The sequence below is a fragment of the Halalkalibacter lacteus genome, assembly GCF_036663595.1.
Lineage (GTDB): Bacteria > Bacillota > Bacilli > Bacillales > Bacillaceae_D > Halalkalibacter > Halalkalibacter lacteus.
This window is the reverse complement of sequence record NZ_JAWRVL010000462.1, coordinates 1-235: the sequence shown is the minus strand read 5'-3', so window position 1 is coordinate 235 and position 235 is coordinate 1. Positions and strand designations below refer to the sequence as shown.

Below are 235 nucleotides of genomic sequence, written 5' to 3'. Positions count from 1 at the left end.
AATTCAGCCTTACACAATAACAAATAGGTTGTTGCGAAATCCAGGTCCCTTTCCTCACAATATTGAATACCTTCTGCCAGGATTTTCTCGGCATGTTCATATTGCCGGATCCGCAGTAAATTGCCGGAAAGATTGATATAAGCACGGGCTGCATGTTCATCATAGGATTTTTTCAGCGCGATGGCCAGGCTTTGTTGCAGCAGATTAATTCCCTTTTGACCAGAAGTTGGAATTA

1 protein-coding gene is annotated in these 235 nt (G+C 42.6%); it reads right to left on the bottom strand.

Going from position 1 to position 235, the window contains the following annotated elements; all coding sequences use genetic code 11:
- A partial coding sequence (locus SAZ04_RS23025) for a hypothetical protein (RefSeq protein ID WP_332700129.1) occupies positions 1 to 235 on the bottom strand: 235 nt, incomplete at both ends.